Genomic DNA, 20,854 nt, shown 5'->3' with positions numbered 1-20,854 from the left:
CTCAGAAGTAGCTCTGGAACAACGTGCTCAGACAGGTCGCCGTCCCGCTCCAATCGGATGTATCCACACACTGGACCTGCTGGTCCCAGAAGTTATGAGCGTCGGCACGCTCCTGCGCGAAATCATCGGCCGAGGCGCTGCTGACTGCGCCCAACAGGACCACGCCTGCGAACATGGAGAGGAGAGTTTTCATATGCTTCTTCCTGGGTTAGCCGCTCGGTTGCGGCCAGGCAACAGATACGCCTGACTGTTTAGCGAATTTTTGGCGATGTTTTTTTTCCGTAAAAACAGCCACTTACTGTTTACGCGAGGTTCACCTGATGCCCCTGACTGCCAGTGCGATTGCCGAACAATTTGGTCTGACCGTCGTGGGCGACGGCGCGACCGAGGTCACCGGGGTGGCGACGCTGGCGCACGCCGGAGCAGGCCAGCTGAGCTTCCTGTCCAACCCGCGCTATCGGCCGCAGTTGGCTGACACGCAGGCTGCCGTGGTGGTGGTGCGCGCCGAGGACGCCGAGGCGGCGCACAGCACCGTGCTGGTTGCCAAGGACCCGTACACCGCATTCGCCAAGATCGCCGCGTTGTTCGATGTGCCGCCGGTGCGCGAGCCCGGCATTCATCCCTTGGCGGTGATCGACCCCAGCGCACAGGTGTCGCCTGGCGCGCATGTTGGCCCGTTCGTCAGCATCGGTGCGCGCAGCCGCGTGGGCGATGGCTGCATCATCGGCACCGGCAGCATCATCGGCGAAGACTGCGTGGTGGACGATGGCAGCGAACTGATCGCCCGCGTCACTTTGGTGACCCGGGTGCGGCTGGGCAAGCGCGTGCGGATTCATCCCGGCGCGGTGATCGGCGCCGATGGGTTCGGCCTGGCGATGGATGCCGGCCACTGGATCAAGGTGCCGCAGCTGGGCGGCGTGGTGATCGGCGACGACTGCGAGATTGGCGCCAACACCTGCATCGACCGCGGCGCGCTGGAAGACACCGTGCTGGAAGAAGACGTGCGCGTGGATAACCTGGTGCAGATTGCCCACAACTGCCGGATCGGCGCGCACAGCGCGATCGCCGGCTGCACCGGCATTGCCGGCAGCGCCAAGATCGGCCGCTATTGCCTGCTCGGCGGGCATGTCGGCGTGGTCGGCCACCTGGAGATCTGCGACAAGGTCGTGATCACCGGCAAGTCGGTGGTGCGCAATTCCATCCATGAGCCGGGCGAATATTCGTCTGGCACCCCTCTCACCGACAATCGCACGTGGCGCAAGAATGCCGCGCGCTTCAAACAACTCGATGCGCTGGCAAGGCGCATCCTGGCTGTGGGCAAGGAGAACGCATGAGTTACCCCGTTTACGAGCTGCCGATCGACGTCAATCAGATCCAGACGCTGATCCCGCACCGCTACCCGTTTCTGCTGGTCGACCGGGTCATCGAACTGGACCTGGAAGCCAAGCGCATCGTCGGGCAGAAGAACGTCAGCATCAACGAGCCGTTCTTCCAGGGCCACTTCCCGAACCGTCCGGTGATGCCGGGCGTGTTGATCATCGAAGCGCTGGCGCAGGTCGGTGGCGTGATGACCCAGCTCGGCCTGGGCCGCGATGCGTTGTCCCAGCTGTTCTACATGGTCAAGGTGGACAATGCGCGCTTCAACAAGCAGGTGGTCCCCGGCGATGTGCTGATCATGGAGGTGCAGATGAAGCGCCTGATCCGCAATGTGGGATGCTTCTATGGCGAGGCCAAGGTCAACGGCGAAATTGTGGCCAGTGCCGAGGTGATGTGCGCCGGCGCCAGGTAATGACCCGCTCCCGGAGTGAGACACGATGCGTGATTCGACACCTTTGATTCATCCCACCGCCGTCATCGACCCGTCGGCGCAACTGGCCGACGATGTGCGCGTTGGCGCGTTCTGCCTGATCGGCGCCGATGTCCACATCGGTGCCGGGACCGAGGTGGGGCCGCATTGCTCGATCCACGGCCCGACCCGGATCGGCCGCAACAACCGCTTCATCGGGCATGCGGCGATCGGCGGCGAACCGCAGGACAAGAAGTACGCCGGCGAGCGCACCGAACTTACGATCGGCGACGGCAACGTGATCCGCGAATTCGTCACCATCAATCGCGGAACCGGCGGCGGCGGCGGCATCACCGTGGTCGGCAACGACAACTGGCTGCTGGCCTACACGCATGTGGCGCACGACTGCCATGTCGGCAACCACTGCGTGTTCTCCAACAACACCACGCTGGCCGGCCATGTCACCGTGGGCGATTACGTGATCATCAGCGGCTTTGCCGGCGCGCATCAATTCTGCCGCATCGGCGCGCACGCCTTCCTGGGCATGGGCGCGCTGACCAATGGCGACGTGCCGCCGTTCACCATGGTCGGCAGCGAGTCGCTGGGCCGCCCGCGCGGCATCAACAGCGAAGGCCTCAAGCGCCGCGGCTTCGATGCCGAGCGCATCACCGCCATCAAGCGCGCCTACCGCACGCTGTACGTCGCCGGCCTGCCGCTGGCCGACGCCAAGTTGCAACTGGCCGAACAAGCCAAGGACAGCGAAGACGTCCGCGGCATGCTCGAGTTCATCGAAGCGGCAGAAAGGCCGTTGCTGCGATGACGGGAATCGGGAATCGGGAATCGGGAATCGTGGACGGCCAGCGCAACGGCCCGTCGGTCGGCAGCGTTCCGACTGCACGACCGATTCCCCATTCCCCACTCCCGATTCCCGGCGCGCGCAAGCGCGCGCCCCGCATTGCCCTGATCGCCGGCGAAGCCTCCGGCGACATTCTGGGCGCCGGGCTGATTGCGCAGTTGCGGCTGCGGTATCCCGATGCGGAATTCGTGGGCATCGGTGGCGATGCGATGCGCGGTGCCGGTTGCCAGACCTGGTTCGATGCCAGCGAGCTGGCGGTGATGGGGCTGACTGAAGTGCTGCGCCATCTGCCGCGCCTGCTCAAGCTGCGCCGCGCCTTCCGCGAACGCGTGCTGGCGTGGAAGCCGGACGTGTTCATCGGCATCGATGCGCCGGATTTCAATCTGCCGGTCGAACGCTGGCTCAAGCAGCGCGGCATTCGCACCGTGCACTACGTCAGCCCGTCGGTGTGGGCATGGCGCGAGAAACGTGCCGAGAAGATCGGCGCCAGCGCCGACCTGGTGCTGTGCCTGTTCCCGATGGAGCCGCCGATCTACGCCAAGCACGGCGTGGATGCGCGCTTTGTCGGTCACCCCATGGCCGACGACATCGCTTACAAGGCCGACCGCGAGGCGGCCCGCGCTCAATTGGGAATTTCCGCCTCCAGCACCGTGCTGGCGGTGCTGCCGGGCAGCCGGCATGGCGAGATCAGCAAGCTGGGCGACACCTTCTTCCAGGCCGCCTGGCTGGTCTCCGAGCACCTGCCCAATCTGCATGTGCTGGTCCCCGCCGCCAACCCGGGCTGCAAGCAGTTGCTGGCCGAACAGCTGTCGCGCAGTTCGTTGCCGGTGATGCGCTCGCACCTGCTCGACGGCCAGGCGCGCACCGCGATGCTGGCCGCCGATGTGGTGCTGCTGGCCTCGGGCACCGCCACGCTGGAGGCGATGCTGGTCAAGCGGCCGATGGTGGTCGGCTACAAGGTCGCGCCGCTGACCTATCGCATCGTCAAGACGCTGGGCTTGCTCAAGGTCAACCGCTACGCGCTGCCCAACATCCTGGCCAACGCCGACCTCGCCCCCGAGCTGATGCAGGACGACTGCACCCCGGAACGGTTGTGTGTCGCGCTGCTGGATTGGTTCAAGCACCCCGACAAGGTCGCCGCCCTGCAACCGCGTTATCTGGCCCTGCACGCCGAACTCCGCCGCGACGCCTCCGCACGCGCAGCCGATGCGGTGGCAGAGCTGGTCGGGACCGGGGACCGGGGACCGGGGACCGGGGCGAGCGACTCTGGATGAAAGCTTCCCGCACCGAACTGTCGCTGTTTCCCGGGTCCCCGGTCCCGGGTCCCGAGTCCCGGCTCTATGCCGGCGTCGACGAAGCCGGCCGGGGGCCGCTCGCCGGGCCGGTAGCGGTGGCGGCGGTGGTGTTCGACCCGAGCAAGCCGCGCATCAACGGGCTGGACGATTCCAAGCAGCTCAGCGCCGAGCGCCGCGAGCAGTTGTATGCGCGCATCGTCGACCGGGCGCTGGCGTGGTCGGTGGTGTTGATCGACAGCGAAGAAATCGACCGCATCAACATCTACCAGGCCACCATGCTGGGCATGCGGCGGGCGGTGGAAGGCGTGGCGCACGTGGCCGGGTTTGCGCGCATCGACGGCAACCGTGTGCCCAAGGGACTGCCCTGCCCGGCCGAGGCGCTGATCGGCGGCGATGCGCTGGACCGCGCCATCATGGCCGCCTCGATCGTGGCCAAGGTCACCCGCGATCGGCTGATGCACGAACTGCACGCGCAGCATCCCGAATACCGCTTCGACCAGCACAAGGGCTATGCCACGCCGGTGCATCTGACCGCGCTGCGCACCCATGGGCCGTGTCCGCAGCATCGCCGCAGCTTTGCGCCGGTGCGGCTGGCGCTGGAAGGCCGTGAAAGCCGGGACCCGGGACCGGGGACCGGGGACCCGCAACAGCTGCAGGTCGTGGAGCTGGTTGTCCGGCCATAGGCGGCGGGCGTTCTGGCACCGTTGGTTGGTTTTTCCTCGGGACCTGTGATCGGAACATCTGCACATTGTGCAATCCGTCGATGGGGTTGCAGGCATGGATCGTTCTACCCGCACATAACCTGAATTCCTCATCAGCCAAATGCCTCCCCAAGGCCCCGGCAGCTGGCGATTCAGCGCTTTCCCGGGTCCCTGCTGGCCGATCCTGGGTCCCGCACCCACCTGTCAAGCCTTGTTCGTCCCCGCCCTCGCCGGTACCCTGACCGCGCATTATTCCGGTCTCGCATGTCCACTTCCCGTTTCGTCCATCTGCACGTCCACACCGAGTTCTCGTTGGCGGATTCCACTATCCGCGTGCCCGAGAAACCGGATCAGGCTGACCCGAAAAAGGCCAAGCAGGCCAACCTGCTGAGCCGCGCGGTCGAGCTCGACATGCCATCCCTGGCGGTCACCGACCTTAATAACCTGTTCGCGCTGGTCAAGTTCTACAAGGCCGCCGAAGGCGTCGGCATCAAGCCGATTGCCGGCGCCGACGTGATGATCGCCACCCCGGACATGACGCCCTGGCGCATGACCCTGCTGTGCCGCGATCGCGAGGGCTACCTGAGCCTGTCGCGGCTGCTGACGCGCGCCTGGATGGAAGGCCACCGCCCCGAAGGCGGCGTGGCGATCCACCCGGAATGGCTGCAGGCCGGGCACGCCAACCTGTTCGCCCTGGCCGGCCGCGACAGCATGGCCGGCCGCCTGTTTTCCGAGGGCCGCGCCGATCTGGCCGAGCAACAGCTCGCCGACTGGCAACGCGTGTTCGGCGATGGCCTGCACCTGGAACTGACCCGCACCGGGCGCGAGGGCGAAGAACGCTTCAACCAGTTCGCCCTGCATGCCGCCGGCGTGCGCGGGCTGCCGGTGGTGGCCAGCAACGATGTGCGCTTTCTGTATGCCAGCGACTTCAATGCGCACGAAGCGCGTGTGTGCATTTCCTCCGGCCGCGTGCTGGACGACCCCAAGCGCCCGCGCGACTACAGCGACCAGCAGTACCTGAAGTCCGGCGATGAAATGGCCGCGCTGTTCGCCGATGTGCCCGATGCGATCGACAACACCCATGCGCTGGCGCAGCGCTGCAACATCGAGATGCGCCTGGGCACCTACTTCCTGCCCGCCTACCCGGTGCCCGAAGACGAGACGCTGGACAGCTGGATCCGCAGCCAGTCGCGCGACGGTCTGGCCGCGCGCCTGGAAAAAAGCCCGATCGCGCCCGGCAAGACCCGCCAGGACTATGTCGACCGGCTCGAATTCGAGCTGGACACCATCATCAAGATGGGCTTCCCCGGCTACTTTCTGATCGTTGCCGACTTCATTCAGTGGGGCAAAAATCAGGGCATCCCGATCGGCCCGGGCCGCGGTTCCGGTGCCGGTTCGCTGGTGGCCTGGGCACTGCAGATCACCGATCTGGACCCGCTGCCGTACAACCTGCTGTTCGAGCGCTTCTTGAATCCAGAGCGCGTGTCGATGCCCGACTTCGACATCGACTTCTGCATGGATCGCCGCGACGAAGTCATCGACTACGTGGCGCGCAAGTACGGCCGCGAGCGGGTCAGCCAGATCATCACCTACGGCACCATGGCCGCCAAGGCGGTGGTGCGCGACGCCGGGCGCGTGCTCGGCTTTACGTACGGGTTGGTCGACAGCGTCGCCAAGCTGATCCCCAACATCCTGGGCATCACGCTCAAGGATGCGATGGGCGAAGGCAAGGATTCGGAGATGGCCTCGCCGGATCTGATCCAGCGCTATCAGGTCGAAGACGACGTGCGCGACCTGATGGACCTGGCGCGCCAGCTCGAAGACCTCACCCGCAACGCCGGCAAGCACGCCGGCGGCGTGGTGATCGCGCCCGAACCGCTGAGCGAGTTCTGCCCGCTGTTCGCCGAACACGACGAAGACGGCCGCGGCAAGAATCCGGTCACCCAGTTCGACAAGGACGACGTCGAAGCGGTGGGGCTGGTGAAGTTCGACTTCCTCGGCCTGCGCACGCTGACCATCATCGACTGGGCGGTCAAGGCGATCAACGTGCGCCACGCGCGCGCCGGCATCGACCCGGTCGACATCACCACCATTCCGCTCGACGACGTGCCCACCTACAAGGGCGTGTTCGCTTCGGGCAATACCGGTGCGGTATTCCAGTTCGAATCCTCGGGCATGCGCCGCCTGCTCAAGGACGCGCGCCCGGACCGTTTCGAAGACCTGATCGCGCTGGTGTCGCTGTACCGCCCCGGCCCGATGGACCTGATCCCGGACTTCAACGCGCGTAAGCACGGCCAGCAGGAGATCATCTACCCGGATCCGCGCACCGAAGCGATCCTGAAAGACACCTACGGCATCATGGTGTATCAGGAACAGGTGATGCAGATGGCGCAGATCGTCGGCGATTATTCGCTGGGCGGCGCCGACCTGCTGCGTCGTGCGATGGGCAAGAAGGTGCCGGCCGAAATGGCCAAGCACCGCGAGATCTTCCGCGAAGGTGCGGCCAAGGGCGGCGTGAGCGCGGCCAAGGCCGATGAAATCTTCGACCTGATGGAGAAGTTCGCCGGCTACGGCTTCAACAAGTCGCACGCCGCCGCCTACGCACTGGTCAGCTACCAGACCGCGTGGCTGAAACGCCATTACCCGGCCGAATTCATGGCCGCGACGCTGTCCTCGGACATGGACAACACCGACAAGGTGGTCGGCTTTCTCGATGAGGTGCGCAACCTCGGCCTCACCGTCAAGCCGCCGCGCGTCAACGAATCGGCCTACATGTTCGAGGCCGCCACCCCGGACACCATTCAATATGGTCTGGGCGCGATCAAGGGCGTTGGCCACGGCGCATGCGAGGCGATTGTCGAAGAGCGCCAACGCGGCGGCGCGTACACCACGTTGCTGGATTTCTGCACGCGCGTAGGCACCGCAAAGCTCAACCGCCGCACGCTGGAAGCGATGATCAATGCAGGCGCGATGGATGGCCTGGGCACCAACCGCGCCTCGCTGATGCTGCAATTGCCGGAAGTGATGAAGGCGACCGAGCAGATGGCGCGCGAACGCGCCTCCGGCCAGAATTCGCTGTTCGGCGGCGCAGATACGAGTGCGCCGGCGCTGCGTCTGGACCTGCCCGAAAGCAAGGAATGGCCGCTGGGCCAATTGCTCACCGGCGAGCGCGAAACGCTGGGTTTCTATCTCAGCTGGCGCACCCGTTCGACCCGCACCGCGACGAAGTCCGCGAGCTGGTCGGCTGCGATCTTGGGTCGCTGGAAAAGATCCTGGCCTCGCAGCAACGCGGCGGCGGGGGTGGCGGCGATGGCGAAAAACGCGCCTGGCGCCCGGAAGTCAGCGCCATTCTGGCCGGCCAGGTGATCGGCGTGCGCCGCAAGGGCGACAGCCAGGTCTTCGTGCAGCTGGAAGACGGCCGCGGGCGGGTGGAATGCAGCGCGTTCTCCGATGCGATGGCCGAGTTCGGCCACCTGCTCACCCGCGACCGCATCCTGATCGTCAAGGGCGGCCTGCGCGAGGACGAATTCAACGGCGGCTACAGCCTGCGTATTCGCCAATGCTGGGACTACGAGCAGATCTGCGCCGAGCATGCGCAACGGCTGTCGCTGCGCCTGGATCTGCGTGAAAAGCAGGCCTTCAAGCGCATCGATGCCCTGCTGGCCAAGCACCGCCCCGGCAAGACGCCGCTACGTCTGGACCTGCTGCTGCGCGCCCCCGGCGGCGGCGTCGCCGGCATGCTCGACCTCAATGGCAGCAACTCGGTGCGCATCGACCAGCACCTGATGGACAGTCTGCGCGCCGATCCGGCGGTGCGCACGTTGAAGATCAAGTACAGCCCACCGTGGGCGTGAGAATGGGGAATGGGGAATGGGGAATGGGGAATCGCAAGAGCGAACCCCCGATGTCTTGCTCTGATTCCCCATTCCCGATTCCTCTCCCAACCCCACCGTACGGGTCCATCGGACGCATTCGGCTACACTCCCCGCCTTACGTTGACGACGCCATTGCATGAATCCTAACTACCTCGACTTCGAGCAACCCATCGCCGATCTGGAAGCCAAGATCCAGGAACTGCGCAACGCCAGTACCGGGCCTGCAGTCAATGTGGAGACCGAGGTACGGGCGCTGCGCGACAAGGCTCGCGTGCGCACCGCACAGATCTTCCGCGACCTGTCGTCGTGGCAGATCTCGCAGCTGGCGCGCCACCCGCAGCGCCCCTACACGCTGGACTACATCAACACCATCTGCGACGAATTCCAGGAACTGGCCGGCGACCGCGCCTATGCCGACGACAAGGCCATTGTCGGTGGCCTGGGCCGCATCGACGGCCGCCCGGTGGTCATCATCGGGCACCAGAAGGGCCGCGACACCAAGACCAAGGTGGCGCGTAACTTCGGCATGCCGCGTCCGGAGGGTTACCGCAAGGCGCTGCGCCTGATGAAGCTGGCCGAGCGCTTTCGTCTGCCGTTGCTGACCTTCATCGACACCCCCGGCGCCTACCCCGGCATTGGTGCCGAAGAACGCGGCCAGTCCGAAGCGATTGCACGCAACCTGCTGGAAATGGCCGAGCTGAAAGTCCCGGTGATCTGCACCGTGATCGGCGAAGGCGGCTCCGGTGGCGCGCTGGCCATCGGTGTCGGCGACCGCACCCTGATGCTGGAATACGGCACCTACTCGGTGATTTCGCCCGAAGGCTGCGCCTCGATCCTGTGGAAGGATGCGGGCAAGGCCAAGGACGCCGCCGAACAGCTCGGCCTCACCGCCAAGCGCCTCAAGGGCCTGGGTCTGGTCGACAAGGTGATCCGCGAGCCTACCGGCGGCGCACACCGCAATCCCGAGCAGATGGGCAAGCGCCTGAAGGCCGTGCTGCTCAACGAGATGGACGCGCTGGAGAAAATCCCGGTCGAAGCACTGCTGCAACAACGCTACGAGCGTCTGCGCAGCTACGGCGCCTACGAAGGAAACTGAATCCTGCGGCTCCGCGTGGCGGAGCCTCAAGGAACTTGCACGAAGGACAAGGACTCCTACCGGCATGAGCCCACTCATTCTTCTGTCGATCGTGTTGCAAATCGCCTGCTGCGTGCATGTCGTGCGCAGCGGTCGGCCGCTGTACTGGATCTTGATCCTGCTGACGTTCTCGTATCTGGCCGTGTTGATCTACGCGTTTGTCGCGGTCATCCCGGACATGCGTAACGACCCGACCGCACGGCGTGGTCTGCAGCGCGTGCGCCGGAAGCTGGACCCGCAGCGCGACCAGCGCGATGCCGCACGCAAACTGGATGTCTCCGACACCCCGGAAAACCGCCGCCAGCTAGCACGCACGCTGCTCGAACAGGGCAACTATGCGCAGGCCGCCGAGGTGTACGAAGGCGCCTTGCGCGGCCTGTATCGCGACGATCCGGACCTGATGCTGGGGCTGGCGCAGGCGCAGTTCGGTCTTGGCAATGCCGCGCAGGCACGCCAGACCCTGGATGCCTTGATCGCCGCGAACCCCAACTTCCGCTCGCATGACGGGCATCTGCTGTACGCACGCGCGGTGGAAAGCAGCGGCACCATCGAAGAAGCGCTGCACGAATACGAGACGCTGGTGCAGGGCTACCCAGGCGAAGAAGCACGCGTGCGCTATGCGCAGCTACTAAAACGCGCCGCGCGCCCGGAGGAAGCCAAGGCCGTATTCGACCAGGTGGTGCGTCGCGCTGCGGCCTCGCCCAAACATTACCAGCGCGAGCAGCGCAGCTGGATCGATCAGGCACGCAAGGGTCTGAGCGAGTTGAGTTCGATCGCCTGAGTCAGGCCTGCGTTTTGCGTGCGCCTATCCGTCGCGATGCTGGCGCATTCGCTGCGTAGATGGAACGCAAGCCAATCGCACTCCGCTGCGGGATATCGCCAATGACGAGCATCGTGTTGCTGGTCCGGATGTGCTGCGCGATCGCTGCAGAGCGTGCAGCGCACGGCTGCACTGCAGGCCGTGCTCCGCCAGCCCGCAGTGTTTTTTCCAGCGAACGCATCGGCATCGGTCGATGTGCCTGCCGCCGAGGCGACGCCAAGAGCAGCTAGCAACCCTACTGCGCTTACCAGCCAGGCAGGCAGGCACCGCTGCTGCGCGATAGGGCTGTACCACACGGATAATCCTGCTCATGGCGCGCCGTCCACGCCTACCGGACCACTGCTCGCCATGTCTTGGTAGCCGCTCCACGCCGCCTTGCGCGCATCACCGCTTAAAAAGGCTTGGCCAGCACCAGCCAGATCACGCCGACCAGCAGAATCACCGGCACCTCGTTGAACAAGCGCAACGCCCGACCGCTCGGGACCGCACGGCCCTGATCCACGCCCTTCAACCAGCGTCCGGCCACGATGTAGTGCGCCAGGATCAACGCCACCGCGAACAGCTTGGCGTGCAGCCAGCCGCCGGTCACCATCGTGGGGAAATCCGGTATTACCCGGTAGCCTTGCCACAGCACCGCGCCCAGCAGCAGCGCCAGACCGAGCATGCTGTGTCCGAACCTGTAGAGGCGGCGGCCCATCAGCACCAGCCGTGCACGCACGGAGGGTTCGCTGCCGGCTTCGGCGATGTTGACCAGAATGCGCGGCAGGTAGAACACCGCTGCCATCCAGGCGATCACGAACAACAGATGGAAGGTCTTGATCCACAAATACAGGGTCATGCGCTGGCTCCGCTGGCTCGCGTAGGATGACCCGCATTTTCACCTATCCGCGCACGCGAAAGCAGCTGAGCCCCATGCAGCAGTCAGACGAAAAACAGTACGACGCCCAGTATTTCCGCCGCTGGTACCGCGATGCCGGGCTGGCCGACCCGGCCCGACTGCGACGCAAGGTCGCACTCGCCGTCGCGCAGGCCGAGTACTACCTGGAGCGGCCGATCCGCAGCGTGCTGGATATCGGCTGCGGCGAAGCTGCCTGGCGCGCCCCCTTGCTGGCGCTGCGGCCCAAGCTCAGCTACCTGGGCTTCGACAGCAGCGCATACGCCTTGCAGCGCTACGGACGCAGCCGTCAGATCCACCCTGCCCGCTTCGGCGATTTTGCCTGGCTACGTCCCTGCGCACCGGTGGACCTGCTGATCTGCTCGGACGTGCTGCATTACGTGCCCACGCGCGAATTCAACCAGGGCCTGCCGGGGCTGGCCGACATGTGCGCAGGCGTGGCGTTTCTGGAGACGTTTGCGCAGGAAGATGCATTCGAAGGCGACCACGACGGCTTTCAGCCACGCCCGGCGCGCTGGTATCGCAAACGCTTTGCCAGCGTCGGCTTCGCCGCGCTGGGTTCGCATTGCTGGTTGTCGCCGCACCTGGTCAGCGAGGCGTCGGCGCTGGAGCATGGTTGACGCAGCGTTGGCTGTTTGAGGCAGTTATCGTGTGTAGCGTCGCTCCGTACCCTGACCAATCTCCCGCAGGAGAAGGGCTTACTCCTGTCAGACCCGCCGTTACCCTGCGGACGAGCGCGATCTTCCAGCCCAGCGAGCTGCTCCTTCTCCCACCGGGAGAAGGTGCCCCGCAGGGGCGGATGAGGGTACGGACGCAGCCACAGAAAGTTGGATGCACACGTGGCTTCGCCCGTACCCTCACCCCCCTCTCCGGCGGGGAGACAGAGGCTTACCCCGCCGGCGAACGCGACCTTGAAGCCGTGCGAAGCCGCTCGAAAGACCACGACCAGCGGCAGCTAAAGCTGCTTACGCCTGCCCTAGCTTTTGTGACAGCCTCTACCGTCCGGAGCCCCATTAAGGTGCAAATGCGCCAAACCCGGTATGCTGCGCGGCAGCAAAACCGCACGGATGGGTGGAATGCTTTATCAACTGCATGAGCTGACCCGCAATCTGCTAGCCCCCTGGGTGCATCAGGCCCAGGCGAACGCCAAGATGTTTTCCGACCCCGACAGTCTGTGGGCCTCGCTTCCCGGCGCCGAACGCATGGCGGCCAGCAATGAGCTGTTCCATCGGCTGGGCAAGGAATACGAAAAGCCTGCCTGGGCGCTGGACGATGTCGAGGTCGACGGCCACTCGCTGCCGATCATCGAACGTGAGGTCCTGAGCAAGCCGTTCTGTCGCCTGCTGCGCTTCAAGCGTTTCAGCGACCACGTCGAGCTGATCGGCAAGATGAAGGAGCAACCGGCCGTGCTGGTGGTGGCGCCTTTGTCCGGCCATCACGCCACGCTGCTGCGCGACACCGTGCGGACCCTGCTGCGCAACCACAAGGTCTATGTGACCGATTGGGTGGACGCGCGCATGGTGCCGCTGGAAGCCGGTGCGTTCCGGCTCGAGGACTACATCACCTATATCCAGGACTTCATCCGCCATATCGGCGCCGAGCGCCTGCATGTGGTGAGCGTGTGTCAGCCCACCGTGCCGGTGTTGGCGGCGGTGTCGTTGATGGCGACCAACGATGAGCCCACGCCGCGCTCGTTGGTGATGATGGGCGGTCCGATCGATGCACGCCGCAGCCCCACCCAGGTCAATAACCTGGCGACGGAAAACGGCATCGAGTGGTTCCAGAACAACCTGATCCACACCGTGCCGTTCCCGTATCCGGGACATGGCCGCCAGGTGTATCCAGGCTTTTTGCAGCACGCCGGTTTCCTGTCGATGAACCCCAATCGGCACGTGATGTCGCACTGGGATTTCTACACCGATCTGGTCAAGGGCGATTTGCAGGATGCGCAGGCGCATCGGCAGTTCTACGACGAGTACAACGCCGTGCTCGACATGCCGGCCGAATACTATCTGGACACGATTCGCGTGGTGTTTCAGGACTTCCTGCTGCCGCAGGGCAAGTGGAAAGTGGACGGCCAGCTGGTCAAGCCGTCGGCGATCCGCAATACCGCCTTGTTGAGCATCGAGGGCGAACTGGACGACATCGCCGGCCTCGGCCAGACCGAAGCGGTGCACGATCTGTGCACCGGTATCGATGCGGCGCACCGCCGCCATCTGGTGGTGGAAGGTGCCGGCCATTACGGCATCTTCAGCGGCCGTCGTTGGCGCGAAGTGGTCTACCCACAGGTGCGCGAGTTCATTGCGCGCTATGACGCAGACCCGGTCGGCAGCCGCGACCCGGCCACCGTCACGCCGATCCGCAAACGCGGCAAGCGCGCCTGATCTGCACAACAAAAATCCCCGGCATGTCCGGGGATTTTTTTATGCTGAAAAATCGAGAGGCAATTTAAACCGTGTCATGCAAAGTGCGCTGCGCTAAGGCCACGCGCGTGTTGCACGCCACCCTCGATCATCACGCCTCCGCATCACCGCTTTTGACCAGCAGATGCTTGGCCAGCATGCCGTGCAACGTGCCTATCCCGCGTGCCGCATGCAGGGTGACGAACAGCAACAGCACCCCCAGTACAGACAACGGCACCACCATCAGCGGCATCACGATCACCTGTCCGTCCCAGGTGATAGACATTCCTTGATCGAAGAACAGCGCCAGCGGTGCAGCAGTGAGCGTCAACGACACGCTTAGCAAAGTAGTAAACAGCGTGAAGTAGACACTGCCCAGCGGCAGCATCAACACGAAGTACAGCAGCGTGCTCCAGGTACGCAGGTCGGTAAACATCGCAGCGATGCGCTGTAGCCAGCCGCCTTGCACGCCCGGATGTTGCGGGCGACGTGGCATGCGCACCCCGAGCAAGGTTTCCACCATGCGTCCTTCCACCAGCGACAACACGCGCACCGAGCCGAAGAACAGCACCAGCAGCGGAACGCCGATGATCAGGATCAACAGGCCCAGCGACAGGCTGACCCCGGTGACCACCCAGGTGAAATAGAACACGCCGGTGAGTAGCGACAGCAACATGTAGAACAGTGCGCCATAGGTGCGCGGGTCGGCGGCCACGCCAAAGAACTTGCCGATCAATGACGGACGCTTGGGCGGCAGTGGCGGGCGCAACGCGCGGCTGACCGTGACCTCGGTTTCGCGATAGATCTCGGCCACTTCATCGGGCGCACCGTAGCTGGCGGCAACCCCTGCAATGACGTCGGCTTCGCTCTTGCCGCTTTGTTCGGCAAGCTCGGCGCGCAGATATTCTTCGGCGTCGTAAAGCGCATCCTGGATCATCGCCGGGTCGGCACCAACCAGCGCCTGCCGCAGCTGCAGCAGGTAGTCGGCAATGGTGGTCGGCAACGGACGTGTCGGTAAGGTCGTCATCATGGGTGTGTCCCCTGCAGCACTGAATCAACGGAATCACGGGTGGCGCGCCAGGCGGCGGTCCATTGGCGCAGGCAGTCACGCCCGCTGTCGGTAATGCGGTAGTAGCGGCGTGGCGGCCCCGATGCGGACGGCTCGATATGGCTGTGCAACAGTCCTGCCCCTTCCAGATTGCGCAACACCGGATACAAGGCGCTCTGCTTGCCGCTCAGCACGCCTTCCAGATGCTCGAGCCGCTTGGCAATCAGATAGCCGTACAGCGGTTCGTCGGCCTGGGCCAGCACCGCCAGCAAAGCCAGCGACACGGTGCCGGCGCTCAGCTCCTTCTGAAATTTGCGTAGGTGGACATCCGGCTCGGTCATCGGTCATCTCCGCTAGGTCGAAGGTGATGCTATGTAGAACCTAGCTATAGCGAATGTGCCGGTAGTCATGGGCGGGGAGTGGGGAGTCGCAAAGGCCAAGGCCGAGGCTTGGTCGGCCGGTCACGCTTGAGCAATTGTTGGTATCGCAATGAAGTCACCGCATCCCGCATCGGCGCCGTTGCGAATCCCCACTGCCCAATCCCCAATCCCAGCTCCACTAGCGCTCGCCTGCGCAAACCCTAGTGCGTTCATGAGCTTAGAACCTTTGGGTTACTGCCTTTCTGGCGCGGCTTTACTACAGTCGACGTCCCCCGTGCCGATAAGTTTCGCTCAGGGGTTTTTCACTTTTCGATGGGGCAACACGATGCAATTGACACGCTTGGCGCAGCCGGCCATGGCTGAAACTTCTTTTGGAGCCACCCGGCGCCTGTGCCTTGCAATCGGGTTGGCGCTGCCGGTACTGGGTTTTGCGCAGACACAACCGGCGCCGGCCAATGCCGAACAGACCCAGCCGGAACCCGCCAAGCCGCCGGTCACCGCCGCGCCCGCCACCGCCAAGGGCTATCCGCTCGAAGCGCAGGGCTGGGGCGCCAAGCAGGGCGGTAACATGTGGCAGGTGCGCTGGGCCGAAGACTGGTCGTATCTGAAGGATCCGTCCAAGCGCAAGAGCCCGTTCGACCCGCTCAAGTACATCCCGCTCAATGCATCGGGCGATGTCTACGTCTCGCTCAGCAACGAGCTGCGCGTGCGCAGCAATACCATCACCAATCCCGGTCTGATTCCCGGCAGCCATTCGCAACAGCAGTACCTGTTCCGCGCGTTCTTCGGTGCGGACCTGCATGTGGGCGAGCACTTCCGTCTGTATACGGAACTGGCGCACGGCAGCCTGGATGGACGCAACGAAGGCGCCAAGACCGGCACCCAGGAAAACAACGCGATCCTGCAACAGGTGTTCTTCGACGTGAAGGGCAACATCGGCGGCGCCGACACCGGCCTGCGTGTTGGCCGTCAGGTGTTCGTCGACGGCCCGACCACATTGATGGCGCTGCGCGACAACACCGATATCTTCGTGACCTTCAACGGTGTGCGCGCCTGGGCCATCGGCGAAAAGACCCGCGTGGATGTGTTCGATTTCAACTTCAACCTGGATGGCACCGAAGGATTGGGCGACGACCGCATCGACCGCTCGCGGCATTTCCGCGGCGTGGTGGGTGGCTATCGGCTTCCAACCGCCAAGCCGATGTATCTGGAGCCGTTCTTCTACCAGTTCCGCAACGACAATCAGCTCTGGGGCCGCCAGACCGCCGAAGAAAATCGCAACTATTACGGCCTGCGGTTGTGGGGCAACGTGGGCAAGCTGCGCACCGATTCGTTCGTGACCGTGCAGCGCGGCAGTTTCGGCGGACGCGACCTGCGCGCCTACATGGCCAGCACCTCCAATGCGTGGACGCTGAGCGACAGCGGCTGGAAGCCGCGCCTGGGCTTCCATAGCGAAATCGCCTCCGGCGGCGGCGGCACGTCCGGCACCGGCACGCTACGCAACAACAATTTCCTCTATGGCAACACGATCTACTTCAGCTGGGCCACGTTCTTCGGCCCGGTGAACCTGGTCACTGCCGCGCCGACATTCACGTTCTCGCCCACCTCCAAGCTCACCGTGAATTTGGAATGGGAAACCCTGTGGCGCCAGACTACCAGCGATGCGATCTACAACAACCAGGCACGCGCCTACGCACGCACCCAGAGCACCGGCGAGCGTCGCATCGGCACCATGCCGCGTATCAACGCCACCTGGAACATCGATCCGAACTGGTCGGTGACCTTCCGCGCCGAGCACCTGATGGCCGGTCCCGCGCTGGAAAAAGCCGGCTACGGCGATTCGACCTTCGTGATGGGGTGGTTGAACTTCCGCTTCTAAACGCGGTGTTTGGTCAGCGCGCTGCACTGCGCTGACTCGATGTGCAGGCGTTTTGCTTTAACGAGTCGTTGCTCGATCACATGCCGCGTCCCGCAAGGACGCGGCATGTTGGTTTTCAGCGCTGGCGTGTCTGATGACCATGCACTTTTTCCACGGTGCACGGTGCACCGTGCACGCAACAGAGAATCGCTGCGTTCGGTCACTTGTGGCGACTGATTGTCGCGCGGCTCCGACGGTCGACCGATACCGCAACTAGCTGTTTTGCACATGCAACCGCGGTACACATCCGCAATCGGCCTGCCCATGCCAGTCACGTCGAAAAGCGCTTTTCTTACTGAATCGACGTCGCCCGGCGCTCTGCCGCAAGCGCACTGCCCGCCAACGGCCAGCGGTCGTCAGCCGCGTTTCCTTCTGGCCGTGCGTACTGCCGCAGCAGCAGGCTATTGCCGTCAGGGCCAGGCTGCAGCGCACGTGCCTGCCCGCGTAGCGCAGGTGGCAGGTCGGCAAGCCGCTGCGCGAGCGGCCTTGCGTCAGTTGGGTGATCGCGCAGCCACTGCAGCGCCGACAGCGCGCGCAGTGCAGCGGCGGTGTCCTGCATCTTGTGCTGGTAATTGGCGTAGTCCGGCTGCCCTGCACTTGCCAGCAAGCAGCCCATCGCATTGGCGACGCAAGCCACCGATGCCGTTTGAGGAGCAGGAATCCATGCCTGCGGCACCGGCTGATCCTGCGCCAGCAAGGTGCGTACCGGTGCGCTGCAGGCCCAGGTATAGGTGGGTGCGAGCAACGCCTGGGTGCGTTCCTGATCAAACGCGCGCAGCGACATGCGCTCTTCCCAGGACAGGTTTTCACCTTGCCTGAGCACCTTTTCCTGCAGAAGCGAAAACGCCATGCGCGACTCGCCATGCAAGGCGTTGCACAGCGTAATGTCTTCCACCGCCAGCGGCGCAAAGGCAGTGGCGCACTGCGCCGGCAACGGGTGCTGCGCAGGCAGTTCGGCCAGCATGTCGGCGAACAGATGCGCATTGCCACGCAACATCGCCGCGCCGATCAACGGCATCACCAGATTGTCGCCACTGCGCAGCAACACTCGCGCAGTCTGCGCATCGGCGCAGACACCCGCTAACGCCTGCAAGGTATGTCCCTGCACGAAATCCACTGCGTTGCCGGTCATCGATAACGGCAACCGTGGTGGCTGCGGCAGCGGTGCGTTGATGTCTGCGCGGAACGGGCTGCGGTAGTCGGCGTACTCGGCCAGCGCACGCAGCCTGGCCAAGAACGGCGCCTGCGCGGCCAGCGCATCGGCATAGGCCTGCGGGTGCTGGCGCACGCGCTCCAGGCAGCCGCCGGCGCTGGCACTGCACAGCGCGGGCGCAGACGATGGCCAGCGCGGCGAGCCTGGAAGGCGCGGCGCAGCGCTCTGAAAGGGGCTACCTGCCGGCAACCGGTTGAACCGTTCCACATCCTCGGCCAGCAAGTGCTCCCGCTGCGCCTCGGGCATGGCGTACGACAGCGACCAGAGTGCGACGAACATATTGGTTCCGCGCAACGGCGGCGGCGGTTGACGCAGCTGCGCCAGCGCCTGGCGTTGCGCCTCAGGAATCGGCCAGCGTTTGGAGACCGCATACAGCGCCACCAGTGCTGCCAGCAGGATGCAAACACCCAGCAACGCCGACTTGAGAAACCTGACAAGCATGCGTGTTCAACCTTCCCTGGAGAGGGAGCCATCTTAGTAGCGATAGCGCGCGCAGGCGACAACTGAGCGAAGGCACATCGACACAACGAGAGCGAGGTATTTCAGGATGCAAAAACATCAACAGCCGTTCGACTGACAAACGCGACGGGCTAGGCAAAGACAGCACCACTGACCACCCGCCGAAAGCCCTTGTTTCGCTTGAGCAAAGCGGCACCAGCGCCGGTCACCCAGGCAGTCGCGGCTGCCATACGCGCATCCAGCGACGCGCGTCCCTTCTCCTGGCGGAAGTAAGAAGTGACCTACTGCAGCCGTGGCCACTCGACATCTCACTGCTCAATGGCAACGTTACACCACGCAGCACTGCATCTTTTACCAATCCCCACTGCCCAATCCCAAATCCCGGCCCCACCTGCACCGGACGCGGCCGAATGCCTACACTACGCAGATGTCTGAATCCCCCACTCCGCACACCCGCCCTTCCCTGCAACGCGTGTTTCTGACCGGGTTGCTCACCCTGCTGCCAGTCTGGCTGACCTGGGTGGTGGTGAAGTTCGTCTTCTCGCTGCTCTCTGGCATCAGCAGCCCGTGGGTGGTGCCGCTGTCCGGGCGCATCGCCGCCTCGTTTCCGGATTACCTGGGCTGGATCAAGGCGCTGTGGGTGCAGAACACCATCGCCTTGGTCGCCACGGTGGCGGCGATCCTGTTCGTCGGCATCCTGAGCCGGCGGGTGATCGGCCAGCGTCTGCTGCGCTGGTTCGAGGCGATCATGCGGCGCATTCCGCTGGCCAGCGTGGTCTACGACAGCGCGCGCAAGTTGCTCGACATTCTGCAGACCCAGCCCGGCAGCACACAGCGCGTGGTGCTGATCGACTTCCCGCATCGCGATATGAAGTCGGTCGGCCTGGTCACGCGCGTGATCAAGGAGCAAGGCACCGGCCGCGAGCTGGCGGCGGTGTACGTGCCAACCACGCCCAACCCCACCTCCGGCTATCTGGAAATCGTGCCAGTCGAGCTGCTCACGCCCACCGACTGGACTGTGGATCAGGCAATGAGTTTCATCATCTCCGGCGGCGCGGTTTCGCCAGAGTCGGTTCCCTTCACCCGTACTGCGGATCGCTGACGCCATGACACACACGCGTACCCTCGACGATCGTGCGGTCCGCCTGTTCATTGCCTTGGCGGCGTTCTTCTGCGTCAACGCGGCGCTGGCCGAGTTCATCGGCGTCAAGATCTTCGCGCTGGAAGACACGCTCGGCATCGCGCCGCTGAACTGGAACCTGTTCGGCCAGACCGGCTCGCTCAGCTTCACCGCCGGCACCTTGTTGTGGCCGGTGGTGTTCATCATGACCGACACCATCAACGAGTTCTTCGGCAGCCGCGGGGTGCGTTTCATCTCGTGGGTGGCGGTGGCGCTGATCGGCTACGGCTTCGTGTTTGCGTTCGCGGCGATTGCCCTGGCGCCGGCCGGCTGGTGGGTGACCGCAGCGCAGAGCCAGGGTGTGCCGGACTATCAGGCTGCATTCGCCGCGGTGTTCGGGCAGGGCTTGTGGACGATCGGCGGCTCGCTGGTGGCGTTTTTGTTCGGCCAGTTGATCGACGTGTCGGTGTTCCATCGCATCCGCAAGGTCACCGGCGAAAAACACGTGTGGCTGCGTGCCACCGGCTCTACCGCGGTGTCGCAGTTGGTGGACAGCTTCGTGGTGATCTACATCGCCTTCGTGCTTGGCCCGCAGCATTGGTCTATCGACCAGTTCCTGGCGGTGAGTACGCTCAACTACATCTACAAGATGGGCTTTGCGATCGCCCTGATTCCACTGCTGTACGTCGCTCGTCGCGCCATCAGCGCGTATCTGGGCGCCGATCGCGCCGAGCAGCTGCGCGAAGAAGCCGCTGCCGACTAAGCGCAGCTGGCAAAAGGATTGTGCTCACCACCAGGCGGGCGCGGCCGGTGCTCGGTGCGGCATGGACCACGCGTACATGCTGGCTCTGAGCGTGCCGTCCACACCCACCTGACGACTGCTCGCTACGATTTGTGAGCCGTTCTTAAGGCGGCAACTCGCCCACCCACTGCCTGCCCGTGGCCGGCAGT

The 20,854-nt window shown here is 64.5% G+C and carries 17 protein-coding genes, 2 other RNA genes and 1 pseudogene; 15 read left to right on the top strand and 5 right to left on the bottom strand.

Annotated elements, in window-relative coordinates:
* Position 1: 1 nt before the first annotated feature.
* Positions 2-193 carry a hypothetical protein gene (locus ACZZ0O_RS13455; RefSeq protein WP_115512141.1) on the bottom strand — a complete coding sequence of 64 codons (192 nt, stop codon included), beginning with the start codon at positions 191-193 and terminating at the stop codon, positions 2-4.
* A 127-nt stretch (positions 194-320) separates the two neighbouring features.
* Between ACZZ0O_RS13455 and lpxD the strand changes: the two genes are divergently transcribed.
* The 9 genes and pseudogenes from lpxD to ACZZ0O_RS13410 all read left to right on the top strand — a co-directional run bounded on the left by lpxD (position 321) and on the right by ACZZ0O_RS13410 (position 10,830).
* A complete protein-coding gene (gene lpxD, locus ACZZ0O_RS13450; RefSeq protein WP_323517279.1) occupies positions 321-1,334 on the top strand; it encodes a UDP-3-O-(3-hydroxymyristoyl)glucosamine N-acyltransferase in 1,014 nt (337 codons plus the stop codon).
* Positions 1,331-1,789, top strand: coding sequence for a 3-hydroxyacyl-ACP dehydratase FabZ (gene fabZ, locus ACZZ0O_RS13445; protein ID WP_055845149.1), 459 nt, complete (start codon positions 1,331-1,333; stop codon positions 1,787-1,789). Before lpxD ends, fabZ begins: the two co-directional genes overlap by 4 nt.
* A 25-nt stretch (positions 1,790-1,814) precedes the next feature.
* Positions 1,815-2,606: an acyl-ACP--UDP-N-acetylglucosamine O-acyltransferase gene (gene lpxA / locus ACZZ0O_RS13440; RefSeq protein ID WP_463591002.1), complete on the top strand. Its 792-nt coding sequence runs from the start codon at positions 1,815-1,817 to the stop codon at positions 2,604-2,606.
* A 29-nt stretch (positions 2,607-2,635) separates the two neighbouring features.
* On the top strand, positions 2,636-3,916 hold the full coding sequence (gene lpxB, locus ACZZ0O_RS13435) for a lipid-A-disaccharide synthase (protein WP_463591001.1): 1,281 nt from the start codon (positions 2,636-2,638) through the stop codon (positions 3,914-3,916).
* Positions 3,913-4,620: a ribonuclease HII gene (locus ACZZ0O_RS13430; RefSeq protein ID WP_463591000.1), complete on the top strand. Its 708-nt coding sequence runs from the start codon at positions 3,913-3,915 to the stop codon at positions 4,618-4,620. The genes lpxB and ACZZ0O_RS13430 overlap by 4 nt, the downstream gene beginning before the upstream one ends.
* A 282-nt stretch (positions 4,621-4,902) precedes the next feature.
* Positions 4,903-8,492 (top strand): annotated as a pseudogene (dnaE, locus tag ACZZ0O_RS13425) (DNA polymerase III subunit alpha).
* 157 nt (positions 8,493-8,649) lie between these two features.
* Positions 8,650-9,609 carry an acetyl-CoA carboxylase carboxyltransferase subunit alpha gene (locus ACZZ0O_RS13420; protein ID WP_055845163.1) on the top strand — a complete coding sequence of 320 codons (960 nt, stop codon included), beginning with the start codon at positions 8,650-8,652 and terminating at the stop codon, positions 9,607-9,609.
* A 64-nt stretch (positions 9,610-9,673) separates the two neighbouring features.
* The gene (locus ACZZ0O_RS13415) at positions 9,674-10,429 is read left to right on the top strand and encodes a tetratricopeptide repeat protein (RefSeq protein WP_055845166.1); all 756 of its coding nucleotides are present in this window, start codon (positions 9,674-9,676) and stop codon (positions 10,427-10,429) included.
* Positions 10,430-10,753: 324 nt separating this feature from the next.
* Positions 10,754-10,830, top strand: a non-coding RNA gene (locus ACZZ0O_RS13410) — sX9 sRNA.
* Between the two features lie 29 nt (positions 10,831-10,859).
* On the opposite strand, the gene ACZZ0O_RS13405 is transcribed toward ACZZ0O_RS13410, so the two are convergent.
* Positions 10,860-11,306, bottom strand: coding sequence for a CopD family protein (locus tag ACZZ0O_RS13405; RefSeq protein WP_115512148.1), 447 nt, complete (start codon positions 11,304-11,306; stop codon positions 10,860-10,862).
* A gap of 74 nt (positions 11,307-11,380) precedes the next feature.
* On the opposite strand from ACZZ0O_RS13405, the gene ACZZ0O_RS13400 reads away from it, so the two are divergent.
* On the top strand, positions 11,381-11,983 hold the full coding sequence (locus tag ACZZ0O_RS13400; RefSeq protein WP_323538162.1) for a class I SAM-dependent methyltransferase: 603 nt from the start codon (positions 11,381-11,383) through the stop codon (positions 11,981-11,983).
* 420 nt (positions 11,984-12,403) lie between these two features.
* The gene (locus tag ACZZ0O_RS13395) at positions 12,404-13,747 is read left to right on the top strand and encodes a polyhydroxyalkanoate depolymerase (protein ID WP_005993627.1); all 1,344 of its coding nucleotides are present in this window, start codon (positions 12,404-12,406) and stop codon (positions 13,745-13,747) included.
* A 130-nt stretch (positions 13,748-13,877) separates the two neighbouring features.
* Here the strand turns inward: ACZZ0O_RS13395 and ACZZ0O_RS13390 are convergent, their stop codons facing one another.
* Both ACZZ0O_RS13390 and ACZZ0O_RS13385 read right to left on the bottom strand, forming a co-directional pair.
* Positions 13,878-14,795, bottom strand: coding sequence for a sensor domain-containing protein (locus tag ACZZ0O_RS13390; RefSeq protein ID WP_463590999.1), 918 nt, complete (start codon positions 14,793-14,795; stop codon positions 13,878-13,880).
* A complete protein-coding gene (locus ACZZ0O_RS13385; protein ID WP_055845177.1) occupies positions 14,792-15,154 on the bottom strand; it encodes a PadR family transcriptional regulator in 363 nt (120 codons plus the stop codon). Before ACZZ0O_RS13385 ends, ACZZ0O_RS13390 begins: the two co-directional genes overlap by 4 nt.
* A 364-nt stretch (positions 15,155-15,518) precedes the next feature.
* Between ACZZ0O_RS13385 and ACZZ0O_RS13380 the strand changes: the two genes are divergently transcribed.
* On the top strand, positions 15,519-17,072 hold the full coding sequence (locus tag ACZZ0O_RS13380; RefSeq protein ID WP_055845180.1) for an alginate export family protein: 1,554 nt from the start codon (positions 15,519-15,521) through the stop codon (positions 17,070-17,072).
* Between the two features lie 331 nt (positions 17,073-17,403).
* On the opposite strand, the gene ACZZ0O_RS13375 is transcribed toward ACZZ0O_RS13380, so the two are convergent.
* A complete protein-coding gene (locus ACZZ0O_RS13375) occupies positions 17,404-18,765 on the bottom strand; it encodes a hypothetical protein (protein WP_463590998.1) in 1,362 nt (453 codons plus the stop codon).
* A 445-nt stretch (positions 18,766-19,210) separates the two neighbouring features.
* Between ACZZ0O_RS13375 and ACZZ0O_RS13370 the strand changes: the two genes are divergently transcribed.
* The 3 genes from ACZZ0O_RS13370 to ACZZ0O_RS13360 all read left to right on the top strand — a co-directional run bounded on the left by ACZZ0O_RS13370 (position 19,211) and on the right by ACZZ0O_RS13360 (position 20,804).
* A complete protein-coding gene (locus ACZZ0O_RS13370) occupies positions 19,211-19,885 on the top strand; it encodes a DUF502 domain-containing protein (protein WP_055845184.1) in 675 nt (224 codons plus the stop codon).
* 4 nt (positions 19,886-19,889) lie between these two features.
* Positions 19,890-20,666 carry a queuosine precursor transporter gene (locus ACZZ0O_RS13365; protein WP_055845187.1) on the top strand — a complete coding sequence of 259 codons (777 nt, stop codon included), beginning with the start codon at positions 19,890-19,892 and terminating at the stop codon, positions 20,664-20,666.
* A gap of 61 nt (positions 20,667-20,727) precedes the next feature.
* Positions 20,728-20,804, top strand: a non-coding RNA gene (locus tag ACZZ0O_RS13360) — sX9 sRNA.
* Positions 20,805-20,854 lie beyond the last annotated feature (50 nt).

It is taken from the genome of Xanthomonas sp. AC360, from assembly GCF_979258225.1.
The sequence above is the reverse complement of the archived record's forward strand: the minus strand, read 5'-3'. Positions and strand labels throughout refer to the sequence as shown.